Origin of the sequence: Pseudomonas sp. CP-1, assembly GCF_021213715.1 — a bacterium.
GTDB classification, from domain to species: Bacteria; Pseudomonadota; Gammaproteobacteria; order Pseudomonadales; family Pseudomonadaceae; genus Pseudomonas; species Pseudomonas aeruginosa.
In genome coordinates this window covers 142,852-156,747 of the sequence record NZ_JAJQKY010000006.1, presented here as the reverse complement: position 1 = coordinate 156,747, position 13,896 = coordinate 142,852, and the positions used below count along the sequence as shown (strand labels likewise).

The window sequence follows — 13,896 nt, the reverse complement described above, 5'->3', positions numbered from 1 at the left end:
TGTCGGCATTGTGCCGTTGTTTTCCGATTTTCGAGACAAGGTAAGGAACATGGACCTGCAGGCTGGGCTCTATCGTCATTACAAGGGACAGAACTACCGGGTCCTGGGTGTCGCGCGGCATTCGGAGACGGAAGAGGCGCTGGTGATCTACCAGGCGCTGTACGGCGAATTCGGTCTCTGGGTGCGTCCGCTGGAGATGTTCACCGAGGCCGTGGAGGTCGATGGCGAGTGGGTGCCGCGCTTCGTCCTGGTGAGTCCCGAGGCCGATCCCCTGGGCTTGCAGAAAGCTCCCGGCGGGGAAGACCGCGCTTGACCTTGGCTCGTTCGCCACTATATATAGCGGTGCCGCGCTAGTCGCTCCCTTCTTTATATTCATCTTTTCGACGCAGGAACCTTCCGATCCATGGGTAAATCGCTGGTCATCGTGGAATCCCCGGCCAAGGCCAAGACCATCAACAAGTACCTGGGTAGCCAGTACGTGGTGAAGTCGAGCATCGGCCACATCCGTGACCTGCCCACCAGTGGTTCGTCGAGTTCCAAGGAGCCGGCGGCCAAGGGCCGCAAGAGCGCCTCCGAGGCGCCGGCGCTGTCACCGAAGGAGAAGGCCAGGCGCCAACTGGTCTCGCGCATGGGGGTCGACCCCGAGCATGGCTGGAAGGCCAAGTACGAGATCCTGCCCGGCAAGGAAAAGGTCATCGACGAGCTGCGCCGCCTGGCCAAGGACGCCGACACCGTCTATCTCGCGACCGACTTGGACCGCGAAGGGGAGGCCATCGCCTGGCACCTGCGGGAAGCCATCGGCGGTGACGAAAGCCGCTACAAACGCGTGGTATTCAACGAAATCACCAAGAAGGCCATTCAGGAGGCCTTCTCCCAGCCCGGCGAGCTCGATATCAACCGGGTGAACGCCCAGCAGGCGCGGCGTTTCCTCGACCGCGTGGTCGGCTACATGGTCTCGCCGCTGCTCTGGCAGAAGATTGCCCGCGGGTTGTCCGCCGGTCGCGTGCAGTCGGTAGCGGTGAAGCTGGTGGTGGAGCGCGAACGCGAGATCCGCGCCTTCGTCCCGGAAGAGTACTGGGAAGTGCATGCCGACCTCGGTACCGCCAAGGGCGCCAACGTGCGCTTCGAGGTTACCCGCGAGAAGGGCGAGGCCTTCAAGCCGCTCAACGAAGCCCAGGCCATGGCGGCCCTGGAAAAGCTCAAGGCGTCGGCCTATAGCGTCGCCAAGCGCGAGGACCGGCCGACCTCCAGCCGACCCTCGGCGCCGTTCATCACTTCCACCCTGCAGCAGGCGGCGAGCAACCGCCTGGGCTTCGGGGTGAAGAAGACCATGATGATGGCCCAGCGTCTCTACGAGGCCGGCTACATCACCTACATGCGTACCGACTCGACCAACCTGTCGGCCGATGCCATTGGCATGGTCCGCGGTTTCATCGAAGACGAGTTCGGCCAGAAGTACCTGCCGGGCAAGGCCAACGTCTACTCGAGCAAGGAGGGCGCCCAGGAAGCGCACGAGGCGATCCGTCCTTCCGACGTCAACCTCAAGCCGACCCAGCTGTCCGGCATGGAGCGCGACGCCGAGCGCCTGTACGACCTGATCTGGCGCCAGTTCGTGGCGTGCCAGATGACCCCGGCCGAATACCTCTCGACCAGCGTGAGCGTCACCGCCGGCGATTTCGAGCTGCGCGCCAAGGGCCGCATCCTCAAGTTCGACGGTTATACCCGGGTACTGCCGCAGCAGAGCAAGCCGGGCGAGGACGACGTCCTGCCGGAAATGAAGGAAGGCGAGAACCTCAAGCTGATCAAGCTCGATCCGAGCCAGCACTTCACCAAGCCGCCGGCGCGCTACTCCGAAGCGAGCCTGGTCAAGGAACTGGAGAAGCGCGGTATCGGCCGCCCCTCGACCTACGCGGCGATCATCTCCACCATCCAGGAGCGCGGCTACGTAACCACCCACAACCGCCGCTTCTATGCGGAGAAGATGGGCGACATCGTCACCGATCGGCTCAACGAGAGCTTCGCCAACCTGATGGACTACGGTTTCACCGCCGGGATGGAGGAGCATCTCGACGACGTGGCCCAGGGCGAGCGCGACTGGAAGCACCTGCTCGACGAGTTCTACGGCGATTTCAAGAAGAAGCTCGAGGTGGCCGAAGTCAGCGAGAAGGGGATGCGCGCCAACCAGCCGACCCTGACCAACATTCCCTGCCGCGAGTGCGGCCGGCCGATGATGATTCGTACCGCCTCCACCGGCGTGTTCCTCGGCTGCTCGGGCTACAGCCTGCCGCCGAAGGAACGTTGCAAGGCGACCGTCAACCTGATTCCCGGCGACGAGATCGCCGCGGACGACGAGGGCGAGTCCGAGTCGCGGGTGTTGCGTGGCAAGCATCGCTGCCCGATCTGCAGTACCGCGATGGACGCCTACCTGCTGGACGAGAAACACAAGCTGCATATCTGCGGCAACAATCCCGACTGTCCGGGCTACGAGATCGAGGAAGGCCAGTACCGGATCAAGGGCTACGAAGGGCCGAGCCTGGAATGCGACAAGTGTGGCAGCGAGATGCAGTTGAAGACCGGCCGTTTCGGCAAGTTCTTCGGTTGCACCAATCCGACCTGCAAGAACACCCGCAAGCTGCTGAAGAATGGCGAGGCGGCGCCGCCGAAGATGGACGCCATCCGCATGCCTGAATTGAAGTGCGAGAAGGTGGACGATATCTACGTGCTGCGCGACGGCGCTTCGGGCATGTTCCTGGCCGCCAGCCAGTTCCCGAAGAACCGCGAGACCCGCGCGCCGTTGGTGAGCGAGATCATCCCGCACAAGGCCGAGCTGGATCCCAAGTACCATTACCTCTGCGACGCCCCGCAGAAAGACCCAGACGGCCGTCCCGCGGTGATCCGTTTCAGCCGCAAGACCAAGGAGCAATACGTGCAGTCCGAGGTCGATGGCAAGCCCACCGGCTGGCGCGCCTTCTACGATGGCGGCAAGTGGAAGGTCGAAGACAAGCGCTGATGGATGGCGCGCCCGCTTGCATGGGGCACGCTTATACTGCGCGAAGGCCGGGCGCTGACCTGGCCTGCGCTCCGCATTCCTTCCAGTTTTAACCGGGAGTACCGGCATGGCCCAAGAGCTTTATACCCGCACCAACCAGAAGCTGTATTTCGCCGGGTTGGCTCTGGAGGCCTGGAAGCGAGCCGATGCCGAGCGGGCGATGAATGCCCAGGCGATCATCCAGGGGGAGCGCGAATCGGCGCTGTTCCACCTTTATGGCGCAGTGCTCGGTGTATGCCATGAGATCGCCGGTTACTACCGTCTGCCGCAGGCTGCCGCTCCTCGCGTGGATGCATTGCTGAATGCCGAAGTGCTGGCGGCCGCGCCCAGCCCCGAGCTGGCTGAGCTGGTGGAGTTGGCGTCGCAGCCGGAAACCTGGCTGGGCCAGTTGCTGGGCGCCTACTCCGAGCTGTTCCTGCCGCCGCGACCGACCAAGGCAGCGAAGATCGACCCCAGCACACCGTTGATCGTTGCCGTGAGTATCGACGAAGACGCCCCCTTGCTTTCTCGCGAGACCCTCGAGGAATGGCGGCAGTCGCTGAAGCAACTGGTCCTGCGTTTTCGCGAGAGCTTGACGGAGCTGTAACGCCGTCGTCATTCGCCGATCAGCGGTAGGAAATTTTCCTACCGTTCCACTCGGTTGATTTGCCAGCAAAAAAATTTAGCGGATGCCGTCCGGGCGCTCTGGAACCGCCGTTACAGGCGCGAGAGCGGAACCGGAAGGCGGATGCGGGCTAGGGATGCACTGGATGGGCTGTTACAATGTCGCGTCTTCGTAGAGAGCGTCTGTCATGCCAACATCCTTCCTTGAAATCGTAGAAATGCCCGACGGGCGCATCGTGCTGCGTCGCGCCGATGACGAGGAGGCGTTGGTGACCCTGGAGTTCTCCGGGGACGCGAAGAATTTCCTGCAAGGCCAGCATGTCGAAGTGGCCAAGGCCATGTTCAATGTCGGCGTGCAAATGGCCGGTCGTCTTGCCGAGGGTGAGATGGAACACGACGAAGGCCCCCGCGTCCTGCACTGAACGCTGTCCCCCGCCGTTTTTTCAACCCAGACGAATATTCAGGCTCTGTGCTTGGCCCAGTTGGGCGGCGCGGGACAGTTGCTTGCGCGCCGCCCTGCTCAGCGGTTCCAGCCAACTGACCACGGTGTGGCTGCGGCCCAGGCGCAAGGCCTCGCAACTGAGCGCCAGGGCAGCGGCGTTGTCCTTCGCCTGCAGTAGCAGGATGCGCTCGCGGTTCAGGCCGGCGCGGCGCAGCCATTCATGGGTCAGGCTCGCCGGCGGAGCGATCAGGGTCAGCCAGCGGGCATCCTGTTCCTCGCTGAGCTCGCGGAGAATCGGTGCGAGCAGGGTCAGGCAGTGCCCTGGCAGGCCGCTGAGCGAAAGTTCGCTAAAGGCAGCGGGTTCCTCGATGGAGGCGCTGGAAGGGCTGTCGATGACATCGTCGAGCAAGGGAGCGCCGTTGCTGGCCCAGAACGCTTCCTGGAACAGTGGCAACTGGGCGCTGGGCAGCGAGTGGGAGGTCTGCATGGTATCTCCTGTCAGCGTCGGATCACGCCGACGCTCAAGCCTTCGATGATCAGTTCCTGCTCCTTCAGATCGACTTCGATCGGAGCGAACTCAGGGTTTTCCGCCAGCAGCCAGACCTTGCTGCCTTCGCGCTTGAAGCGTTTCACCGTGACCTCCTCGCCGATCCGCGCGACCACCACCTGGCCGTTGCGCGCTTCGCGGGTGACGTGGACGGCCAGCAGGTCGCCGTCGAGAATGCCGATGTCCTTCATGCTCATGCCGCGCACGCGCAACAGGTAGTCGGCGCGAGGATTGAAGAAGGCGGGATTGATCCGGCAGGATTCCTCGATGTTCTGTTCGGCGAGGATCGGTGCGCCGGCGGCGACCCGTCCGATCACCGGCAGGCCCTCATCGTCGTTGGCGGCATGCGGTTCGAAGCCGGGAATGCGGATGCCGCGAGAGGCGCCCGGAGTCATTTCGATGGCGCCCTTGCGCGCTAGCGCCTTGAGGTGCTCCTCGGCGGCGTTCGGCGACTTGAAGCCGAGTTCCTGGGCGATTTCCGCCCGGGTCGGCGGAAAGCCGTGGTCTTCCAGGCAGCGCTTGATGAAGGAGAGGATCTCGGCTTGGCGGGGCGTCAGCTTCTGCATGTCGTCGCTCTGTGTTTTTATCCAGTGACTGGGATTATATACAGTGAGCGAGGCGTGGCAATGATTTTCCGCATGACATTTCGTCCTGCGTCACGATGAAGTTGGCCAGTGTCTTGCTTCCGTTTTTCGGGACTTCTCTGTAATTTTCCTGACTGGTGCGTCATCTGCCGCTTGACAAGGGATGTGGCTGAAACGTATGTTTCAAACAAGTGTTTGTCAGGCGGAGAAACCATGGCCCAGTCGGAAACCGTCGAACGCATTCTCGATGCGGCGGAACAGCTGTTCGCGGAAAAAGGCTTCGCCGAAACCTCGTTGCGTCTGATCACCAGCAAGGCCGGGGTCAACCTGGCGGCGGTGAATTATCACTTCGGTTCGAAGAAGGCGCTGATCCAGGCGGTGTTCTCGCGCTTCCTCGGGCCATTCTGCGCCAGCCTGGAGAAGGAGCTGGATCGTCGCCAGGCCAAGCCCGAGGCCCAGCACGCCACCCTGGAGGACCTCCTGCACCTGCTGGTGTCCCAGGCGATGGCGGTGAAGCCGCGCAGCGGCAACGACCTGTCGATCTTCATGCGCTTGCTCGGCCTGGCCTTCAGCCAGAGCCAGGGGCACCTGCGCAAGTACCTGGAAGAGGTCTACGGCAAGGTCTTCCGGCGCTACATGCTGCTGGTCAACGAGGCGGCGCCGAAGCTGCCGCCCATCGAGCTGTTCTGGCGCGTGCACTTCATGCTCGGCGCGGCCGCCTTCAGCATGTCGGGGATCAAGGCCCTGCGGGCGATGGCGGAAACCGATTTCGGCGTGAACACTTCCACCGAGCAGGTGATGCACCTGATGGTGCCGTTCTTCGCCGCCGGCATGCGCGCCGAGAGCGGCATCGACGATCCGCTGCTGGCCGGGGCGCAACTGCGCCCGCGGAACAAGACGCCCGCCAAGGCCTGATTGCAGACGGCGCCCGAGGGCGCCGTTTTCCTTTCCCCTTTCTCTGTGCTCCGGGCGGAACTCCATGCGCCGGGCCGGCTCCATTGGCAGGCGCGCGGTACCGCCCCGGGACTTAAGTCTTTCTGCCGGGTGCAGTACAGTGTGCGCTGTCTGAGGCCCGTGACGGCGGGCTTCGCTGATTTCCAGGCCATAGGACTCTTCATGCAAGGCTCTCTGATGCTCGACATCGGCGGCACCTGGCTGACCGCCGAGGACCGCCAAATCCTGCGCCACCCCGAGGTGGGCGGGCTGATCATCTTCGCTCGCAACATCGAGCATCCTGCCCAGGTTCGCGAACTGTGTGCGGCCATTCGCGCTATCCGCCCCGACCTGTTGCTGGCCGTCGACCAGGAAGGAGGGCGCGTGCAGCGCCTGCGCCAGGGCTTCGTGCGCCTGCCGGCGATGCGCGCGATCGCCGACAACCCCAATGCCGAAGAGTTGGCTGAGCACTGTGGCTGGCTGATGGCGACCGAGGTGCAGGCGGTAGGCCTCGACCTGAGTTTCGCGCCGGTGCTGGATCTCGATCACCAGCGCAGCGCCGTGGTCGGTAGCCGCGCCTTCGAGGGCGACCCGGAGCGTGCCGCGCTGCTTGCCGGTGCTTTCATTCGCGGCATGCATGCCGCCGGGATGGCCGCCACCGGCAAGCATTTTCCCGGTCACGGCTGGGCCGAGGCCGACTCCCATGTGGCGATTCCCGAAGACGCGCGCAGCCTCGAGGAAATCCGGCGCAGCGACCTGGTTCCGTTCGCCCGCCTGGCCGGACAGCTCGACGCGCTGATGCCGGCCCATGTCATCTATCCGCAGGTCGACCCGCAGCCCGCCGGCTTTTCCCGGCGCTGGTTGCAGGAGATCCTGCGCGGCGAGCTGAAGTTCGACGGGGTGATCTTCAGCGACGACCTGTCGATGGCCGGCGCCCATGTGGTCGGCGACGCCGCCAGCCGCATCGAGGCCGCCCTGGCCGCGGGCTGCGACATGGGTCTGGTGTGCAACGACCGGGCTTCCGCCGAGCTGGCCCTGGCTGCCCTGCAACGCCTGAAGGTGACCCCGCCGTCGCGTCTGCAACGCATGCGCGGCAAGGGCTACGCGAATACCGACTATCGCCAGCAGCCGCGCTGGCTGGAAGCACTGTCCGCGTTGCGCGCCGCGCAACTGATTGATTGAGGGAGCTGTCGATGAGTGTCTACGCGATTATCGGAGGAACCGGCCTGACCCAGCTGGAAGGGCTGACGCTGAGCGAGTCCCTGCCGATCGAAACGCCGTATGGCGCGCCGTCCGCGCCGCTCCAGCGTGGCCGCTACGCCGGGCGCGAGGTGCTGTTCCTGGCGCGTCACGGTCATCCGCACCGCTTCCCGCCGCACCAGGTGAACTACCGCGCCAATCTCTGGGCGCTGAAGCAGGCGGGTGCCGAGGCGGTGATCGCGGTGAACGCGGTGGGTGGCATCCATGCGGCGATGGGAACGGGGCACCTGTGCGTGCCGCACCAGTTGATCGACTACACCTCGGGACGCGAGCACACCTATTTCGCCGGCGATATCGAGCATGTCACCCATATCGATTTCAGCCACCCCTATGACGAGCCGTTGCGCCAGCGCCTGATCGAGGCATTGCGTGCGTTGGGGCTGGCGCACAGCAGCCATGGGGTCTACGCCTGCACCCAAGGGCCGCGCCTGGAAACGGTGGCGGAAATCGCCCGGTTGGAGCGGGACGGCAACGATATCGTCGGCATGACCGGCATGCCCGAGGCAGCACTGGCCCGCGAGCTGGACCTGCCCTACGCCTGCCTGGCGCTGGTGGTCAATCCCGCGGCGGGGAAGTCGGCGGGGATCATCACCATGGCCGAAATCGAACAGGCGTTGCACGATGGCATCGGCAAGGTGCGCGAGGTGTTGGCGCGGGTCCTGGCCGGCTAGGCGGCCATCGCAACGAAAAAAAAGGCCGCTATTGCGGCCTTTTTCGCTATTGCGCAGGAGGTGCGGCGTCGAAACCGCCTTCGACGGGAGGCGCGTCCGCCGGTGCCTGCTGTTCTTCCATTTCCATGGGATTGGGGGCGGCGGGACGGGCGCCGACCGGCACCACCTTGATCAGGATGCCCAGGCTCGGATGGTCGAGATAGGTCAGTTCGCCATTCTTCAGCCGCGTGCCCTGCCTGATGTGCTGGCTGCCGGCGAGGAAACCGTCGTCGCCGAAGCGATTGACCCAGAAATCGGCCTCCATGTCGACGAAGCGCACCTGGCTGAGGGTCAGCGTACCTTCCACCGGGAAATGATGATCCTGTTCCTGGCCTTCGCTGAGGGCGATCTTCACCGGGGTCTCGCCGATGTCCTGGCGCCAGGCCTTGTGCAGCAGCACGGTGTAGCCGTTGTCCTGGCTGAGCTTGGCGAGCTGGTTGTCGAGCGCGGTGGCGCGCAGGGCGTCGCTGGCCAGCGGCTGTGCGCCGGTGGCCCAGTCGTCCGGCGCCGGCTGGCTGGACGGCACGGCATCGCCGGCCTGGCGGAACACCACCAGTTCCACCTGGTAGGGACCGCCGGCGAATGCCGCGGGGGCGGCCAGTGAGAGCAGCAGGGCAAGGCAACGGAACAAGCGCATAGGCTAATCCTTAGGTGGTTTGCGGTGTCAGGCGCTCGAACAGCGCCTCCAGGGTATTGAAGCGTTCTTCCGGTCGTTCCATGGGCACCTGGAAGCGGAACAGGGTTGCGCCTTCGAACTTGTAGCGGTTCGGCTGGCCCTGGATCAGCTTGATCAGTACCAGCGGGTCGACCTGGGTATCGGCGGCGAATTCTATACGACCGCCCTGCGGTCCGGCATCGACCTTGAGGATTCCAAGTTTTTCCGCCTGCAGCTTCAGAAGGGTCAGGCGCATCAGGTTCTTCGCCGGATCGGGCAGGAGCCCGAAACGGTCGATCATCTCCACCTGCAACTCGCGCAAACCTTCCTCGTCAGGGGCGTTGGCGATGCGCTTGTAGAGGATCAGCCGGGCATGCACGTCGGGCAGGTAATCCTCGGGGATCAGCGCAGGCACCCGCAGGTTGACCTCCGGCCCACCGCCCAGCGGCTGCTCGAGGTTCGGCTGCTCGCCCTTGCGGATGGCCTTCACCGCCCGTTCGAGCATTTCCATGTAGAGGGTGAAGCCGACCGCCTGGATCTGCCCGCTCTGGCCGTCGCCGAGCAACTCGCCGGCGCCGCGGATCTCCAGGTCGTGGGTGGCGAGGACGAAGCCGGCGCCCAGGTCCTGGGCGTTGGCGATGGCTTCCAGGCGTTTCTCGGCGTCCGGGGTCATCTGTCGGCGCGGCGGTGTCAGCAGGTAGGCGTAGGCCTGGTGGTGGCTGCGACCGACGCGGCCGCGCAACTGGTGCAACTGGGCCAGGCCGAACTTGTCGGCGCGCTCGATGAGGATGGTGTTGGCGCTGGGCACGTCGATGCCGGTCTCGATGATGGTCGAGGCCACCAGCACGTTGAAGCGCTTGTGGTAGAAGTCGCTCATCACCTGTTCCAGCTCGCGCTCGTGCATCTGTCCGTGGCCGATGCCGATGCGCGCCTCCGGGACCAGTTCGGCGAGGTCGCGGGCGCACTTCTCGATGGTCTTCACTTCGTTGTGCAGGTAGTACACCTGGCCGCCGCGCAGCAGTTCGCGGAGCAGCGCTTCCTTGATCACCGCGTTCTGCTGCTCCATGACGAAGGTGCGCACCGACAGGCGGCGCGCCGGCGGCGTGGCGATGATGGACAGGTCGCGCATGCCGGAGACGGCCATGTTCAGGGTCCGCGGGATCGGCGTGGCGGTGAGGGTGAGGATATCCACTTCGCTGCGCAGGGCCTTGAGCTGCTCCTTCTGGCGCACCCCGAAGCGGTGTTCCTCGTCGATCACGACCAACCCCAGGTTGGCGAACTTCACGTCTTCCTGGAGCAGCTTGTGGGTCCCGATGAGGATGTCGATCTTGCCTTCGGCCAGTAGCCGCGCGGCGTTCTCGACTTCCTTGGCGCTCTTGAAGCGGCTCATCACCTCGACGCTCACCGGCCAGTCGGCGAAGCGGTCGCGGAAGCTGTTGTAGTGCTGCTGGGCGAGCAGGGTGGTGGGCACCAGCACCGCCACCTGCTTGCCGCTATGCACGGCGACGAACGCCGCGCGCATCGCCACTTCGGTCTTGCCGAAGCCGACGTCGCCGCAGACCAGGCGGTCCATGGGCCTGGGCGCGAGCATGTCGGCGACCACCGCCTCGATGGCGCTTTGCTGGTCCGGCGTCTCCTCGAACGGGAAGCCGGCCGAGAAGGTCGCGTAGTCGGCCTGCGGATCCTTGAACGCGAAGCCTTCGCGGGCGGCGCGGCGGGCGTAGATGTCGAGCAGTTCGGCGGCGACGTCGCGAACTTGTTCGGCGGCCTTGCGCTTGGCCTTCTGCCAGGTTTCCGAGCCGAGCCGGTGCAGCGGCGCCAGGGCGTCGTCGGCGCCGGTGTAGCGGGCGATCAGGTGCAGGTTGGCGACCGGCACGTAGAGCTTGGCGTCCTCGGCGTATTGCAGCATGAGGAATTCCGCCTGCTGGTTGTCCACCTCGAGGGTGATCAGGCCCAGGTAGCGGCCGACGCCATGGTCGATGTGCACCACCGGCGCGCCTTCGCGCAGCTCGGTGAGGTTCTTGATCACCGCGTCGCCGCCGTCGCGGGTCTTTTCCCGGCGCCGGCGCTGCATGACGCGCTGGCCGAACAGCGGGCTTTCGGCGACCAGGGCGAGTGCCGGATGGTCCAGCAGCAGGCCCTCGTCCAGCGGCGCGATGCTGATCGCCAGGCGTGCCTGGCTGGCGAGGAAGGCCGGCCAGCCGTCGACTTCCTCGGGGCGCAGCTTCAGTCGGGCCAGCAGCTCCAGCAGGACTTCCCGGCGTCCGGGCGATTCGGCGCAGAACAGTACGCGGCCGGGGAACTCCTCGATGAACCGGCGCAGCGCGGCCAGCGGCTCGGCGGCCTTGGCTTCGATCGCCAGGTTCGGCAGCGGCAGGGCCGGGAAGCGCTCGCGCCCGACGCCCGGCTCGACGTCCTCCTGGCTGGCGACCACCCGTGGCCAGTTCTTCAGCCGGGCGAAGCAGTCTTCCACCGGAAGGAACACTTCCGCCGGCGGCAGCAATGGCCGTTCCGGATCGACCCGGCGGTCCTCGTAGCGGCTGCGTACGTCATTCCAGAACTGCTCGGCGGCCTGTTCGATGCCGGGCAGGGAGAACACCTGGGTGTCTTGCGGCAGGTAGTCGAAGAGGGTCGCGGTTTCCTCGAAGAACAGCGGCAGGTAGTACTCGATTCCCGAGGGTGTCAAACCGCTGGCGAGGTCCTGGTAGATCGGGCAGCGCCGGTAGTCGACGTCGAAGCGCTCGCGGAAGCGGCCGCGGAAACCGGTGACCGCTTCCTTGTTCAGGGGGAATTCGCGTGCCGGCAGCAGGCGGATCGACTCGACCTTGTCGATGGAGCGCTGGGTCTCCGGGTCGAAGGTGCGCAGGGTCTCGATCTCGTCGTCGAACAGGTCGATACGGAAGGGCAACTCGCTGCCCATCGGGAACAGGTCGATCAGTGCGCCGCGGACGGCGAACTCGCCGTGCTCGTAGACCGTGTCGACGCAGCGGTAGCCGGCGCCTTCCAGGCGCAGGCGCATCCGCTCGACGTCGAGTTTCTGGCCGACGTCGAGGACCAGGCTGCTGCCGAGCAGGAAGCGGGTCGGCGCCAGGCGGTGCAGGGCGGTGGAGATCGGCACCACCAGCACGCCGTGCTTGAGCTGCGGCAACTGGTAGAGGGCGGCGATGCGCTGGGAAATGATGTCCTGGTGCGGCGAAAAGACGTCGTAGGGCAGGGTTTCCCAATCGGGGAAATGCAATACCGGCAGGTCGGGGGCGAAGAACCGCAGTTCCTGTTCCAGGCGTTCGGCATTCTGGCTGTCGGCGGTCAGCAGCAAGGTGAAGCGCTTGGCGGAACTGGCGGCCTCGGCGACAGCCAGGCTCAGCGCGGCACCGGGGAGGTTGCCCCAGTGTTGCTTGCCGGCGCTGGCCGGCAGGCTGGGAAGACGCAGTACGGACACGGGCAAGCTGGGCTCCGGTCGGGAATTTGACCCGCCAGATTGTAACTTTCCCGACTGCTGGATGTCAGTCTTCCGACTGCTGCAGATTGCCGAGCCTGGCCGGCGCGGTCATAATGTAGCCCCTTTTTTCATCCCCTACATGTGGAAGGTATTGCCCGTGACTCAGAAGCCCGACCAGTGTCTCGGTGAATGGATCGATCGTGAAGCCATCGCGGAAGCCATGATCCCGCTGATTGGCCAGCTCTACCGCAATAACAATGTGGTGACCTCGATCCATGGCCGTGGTCTGATCAACCGCTCGGTGATCGCGATCATGAAGGCGCATCGTTTCGCCCGTCATCGCATGGCTGATGACGCCGAGCTGTCGGTTCACGAGACGTTCCCGATCCTCAAGGCGATGAGCGAGCTCAAGCTGGGCGCCGCTTCCGTCGATCTGGGCAAGATGGTCGCCAAGTTCAAGGCAGAAGGTAACGGCCGCAGCATCGAGGACTTCGTCAAGGCCGAGCTGGCCGAAGTGGCCGGCAAGCAGAACGGCGATGCCCGCGAAGGCACCGACGTCGTGCTCTACGGCTTCGGCCGCATCGGTCGCCTGCTGGCGCGTATCCTGATCGAGAAGACCGGCGGCGGCGACGGCCTGCGCCTGCGCGCGATCGTCGTGCGCAAGGGCGCCGAGAACGACCTGGTCAAGCGGGCCAGCCTGCTGCGTCGGGACTCGGTGCATGGTCCGTTCGACGGCACCATCACCATCGACGAAGAAAACAACACGCTGACCGCCAACGGCAACCTGATCCAGGTGATCTACTCCAACGACCCGGCGTCGATCGACTACACCCAGTACGGCATCAAGAACGCCCTGCTGGTCGACAACACCGGCAAGTGGCGCGACGCCGAAGGCCTCGGCCAGCACCTGAAGTGCCCGGGGATCGATCGCGTGGTCCTTACCGCTCCGGGCAAGGGTGCGCTGAAGAACATCGTGCACGGTATCAACCACACCGACATCGGCGCCGACGACAAGATCATCTCGGCCGCCTCCTGCACCACCAACGCCATCGTGCCGGTGCTGAAGGCCGTCAACGACCAGTACGGCATCGTCAACGGTCACGTCGAGACCGTCCACTCGTACACCAACGACCAGAACCTGATCGACAACTTCCACAAGGGCAGTCGTCGTGGCCGCAGCGCGCCGCTGAACATGGTGATCACCGAGACCGGTGCCGCCACCGCCGCGGCCAAGGCCCTGCCGGTGCTGAAAGGCAAGCTGACCGGCAATGCGATCCGCGTGCCGACGCCGAACGTGTCCATGGCGATCCTCAACCTGAACCTGGAAAAGGCCACCACCCGCGAAGAGATCAACGAGTACCTGCGCCAGATGGCCATGCACTCGGACCTGCAGAAGCAGATCGACTTCGTCAGCTCCCAGGAAGTGGTTTCCACCGACTTCGTCGGTTCGCGCCATGCCGGCGTGGTGGACGCCGAGGCGACCATCTGCAACGACAACCGTGTCGTCCTGTACGTGTGGTACGACAACGAGTTCGGCTACAGCTGCCAGGTAGTGCGCGTGATGGAAGACATGGCTGGGGTCAACCCGCCGGCCTTCCCGCGTTGATGCGCGAGGCGTAGAGGAAAACGGGAGCTCTCGGGCTCCCGTTTTTCATTTCTGTGGATAACCAGAAC

12 protein-coding genes are annotated in these 13,896 nt (G+C 64.9%); 8 read left to right on the top strand and 4 right to left on the bottom strand.

Going from position 1 to position 13,896, the window contains the following annotated elements:
- The first annotated feature begins 49 nt into the window (after window positions 1-49).
- The 4 genes from LT948_RS14375 to LT948_RS14360 all read left to right on the top strand — a co-directional run bounded on the left by LT948_RS14375 (window position 50) and on the right by LT948_RS14360 (window position 4,074).
- Entirely contained in the window at window positions 50-313 is a 264-nt protein-coding gene (locus LT948_RS14375) for a DUF1653 domain-containing protein (protein ID WP_003109484.1), read from the top strand.
- Window positions 314-403: 90 nt separating this feature from the next.
- Window positions 404-3,010, top strand: coding sequence for a type I DNA topoisomerase (gene topA / locus LT948_RS14370; RefSeq protein ID WP_003091201.1), 2,607 nt, complete (start codon window positions 404-406; stop codon window positions 3,008-3,010).
- 106 nt (window positions 3,011-3,116) lie between these two features.
- Window positions 3,117-3,635, top strand: coding sequence for a DUF6586 family protein (locus tag LT948_RS14365; RefSeq protein ID WP_003091199.1), 519 nt, complete (start codon window positions 3,117-3,119; stop codon window positions 3,633-3,635).
- Between the two features lie 205 nt (window positions 3,636-3,840).
- A complete protein-coding gene (locus tag LT948_RS14360; RefSeq protein ID WP_003109483.1) occupies window positions 3,841-4,074 on the top strand; it encodes a hypothetical protein in 234 nt (77 codons plus the stop codon).
- A 21-nt stretch (window positions 4,075-4,095) separates the two neighbouring features.
- On the opposite strand, the gene sulA is transcribed toward LT948_RS14360, so the two are convergent.
- Together sulA and lexA are read right to left on the bottom strand one after the other, a co-directional pair.
- Window positions 4,096-4,581: an SOS-induced cell division inhibitor SulA gene (sulA, locus tag LT948_RS14355; protein ID WP_003091197.1), complete on the bottom strand. Its 486-nt coding sequence runs from the start codon at window positions 4,579-4,581 to the stop codon at window positions 4,096-4,098.
- 11 nt (window positions 4,582-4,592) lie between these two features.
- A complete protein-coding gene (lexA, locus tag LT948_RS14350) occupies window positions 4,593-5,207 on the bottom strand; it encodes a transcriptional repressor LexA (protein ID WP_003091196.1) in 615 nt (204 codons plus the stop codon).
- 231 nt (window positions 5,208-5,438) lie between these two features.
- Here lexA and psrA point away from each other — a divergent pair, with 231 nt between their 5' ends.
- The 3 genes from psrA (at window position 5,439) to LT948_RS14335 (ending at window position 8,089) form a co-directional block, all read left to right on the top strand.
- Window positions 5,439-6,140 carry a transcriptional regulator PsrA gene (gene psrA, locus LT948_RS14345; RefSeq protein WP_003091195.1) on the top strand — a complete coding sequence of 234 codons (702 nt, stop codon included), beginning with the start codon at window positions 5,439-5,441 and terminating at the stop codon, window positions 6,138-6,140.
- A 201-nt stretch (window positions 6,141-6,341) separates the two neighbouring features.
- Window positions 6,342-7,340, top strand: a complete 999-nt coding sequence (nagZ, locus tag LT948_RS14340; RefSeq protein ID WP_003118092.1) for a beta-N-acetylhexosaminidase — start codon at window positions 6,342-6,344, stop codon at window positions 7,338-7,340.
- An 11-nt stretch (window positions 7,341-7,351) separates the two neighbouring features.
- The gene (locus LT948_RS14335; RefSeq protein ID WP_003091193.1) at window positions 7,352-8,089 is read left to right on the top strand and encodes an S-methyl-5'-thioinosine phosphorylase; all 738 of its coding nucleotides are present in this window, start codon (window positions 7,352-7,354) and stop codon (window positions 8,087-8,089) included.
- Window positions 8,090-8,135: 46 nt separating this feature from the next.
- On the opposite strand, the gene LT948_RS14330 is transcribed toward LT948_RS14335, so the two are convergent.
- Entirely contained in the window at window positions 8,136-8,765 is a 630-nt protein-coding gene (locus LT948_RS14330; RefSeq protein ID WP_003091190.1) for a CsiV family protein, read from the bottom strand.
- 10 nt (window positions 8,766-8,775) lie between these two features.
- Complete coding sequence (gene mfd / locus LT948_RS14325) at window positions 8,776-12,222, bottom strand: transcription-repair coupling factor (RefSeq protein WP_003091189.1); 3,447 nt, start codon at window positions 12,220-12,222, stop codon at window positions 8,776-8,778.
- Between the two features lie 139 nt (window positions 12,223-12,361).
- Here mfd and LT948_RS14320 point away from each other — a divergent pair, with 139 nt between their 5' ends.
- Window positions 12,362-13,828 carry a glyceraldehyde-3-phosphate dehydrogenase gene (locus LT948_RS14320; RefSeq protein WP_009313820.1) on the top strand — a complete coding sequence of 489 codons (1,467 nt, stop codon included), beginning with the start codon at window positions 12,362-12,364 and terminating at the stop codon, window positions 13,826-13,828.
- Window positions 13,829-13,896 lie beyond the last annotated feature (68 nt).

Bases quoted from the DNA above. Each gene is read 5' to 3' on its own strand.
- lexA (WP_003091196.1), bottom strand. From the start codon at position 5,207: ATGCAGAAGCTGACGCCCCGCCAAGCCGAGATCCTCTCCTTCATCAAG.
- LT948_RS14375 (WP_003109484.1), top strand. From the start codon at position 50: ATGGACCTGCAGGCTGGGCTCTATCGTCATTACAAGGGACAGAACTAC.
- psrA (WP_003091195.1), top strand. From the start codon at position 5,439: ATGGCCCAGTCGGAAACCGTCGAACGCATTCTCGATGCGGCGGAACAG.
- topA (WP_003091201.1), top strand. From the start codon at position 404: ATGGGTAAATCGCTGGTCATCGTGGAATCCCCGGCCAAGGCCAAGACC.
- LT948_RS14330 (WP_003091190.1), bottom strand. From the start codon at position 8,765: ATGCGCTTGTTCCGTTGCCTTGCCCTGCTGCTCTCACTGGCCGCCCCC.
- sulA (WP_003091197.1), bottom strand. From the start codon at position 4,581: ATGCAGACCTCCCACTCGCTGCCCAGCGCCCAGTTGCCACTGTTCCAG.
- LT948_RS14320 (WP_009313820.1), top strand. From the start codon at position 12,362: ATGTGGAAGGTATTGCCCGTGACTCAGAAGCCCGACCAGTGTCTCGGT.
- LT948_RS14360 (WP_003109483.1), top strand. From the start codon at position 3,841: ATGCCAACATCCTTCCTTGAAATCGTAGAAATGCCCGACGGGCGCATC.
- LT948_RS14365 (WP_003091199.1), top strand. From the start codon at position 3,117: ATGGCCCAAGAGCTTTATACCCGCACCAACCAGAAGCTGTATTTCGCC.
- nagZ (WP_003118092.1), top strand. From the start codon at position 6,342: ATGCAAGGCTCTCTGATGCTCGACATCGGCGGCACCTGGCTGACCGCC.
- LT948_RS14335 (WP_003091193.1), top strand. From the start codon at position 7,352: ATGAGTGTCTACGCGATTATCGGAGGAACCGGCCTGACCCAGCTGGAA.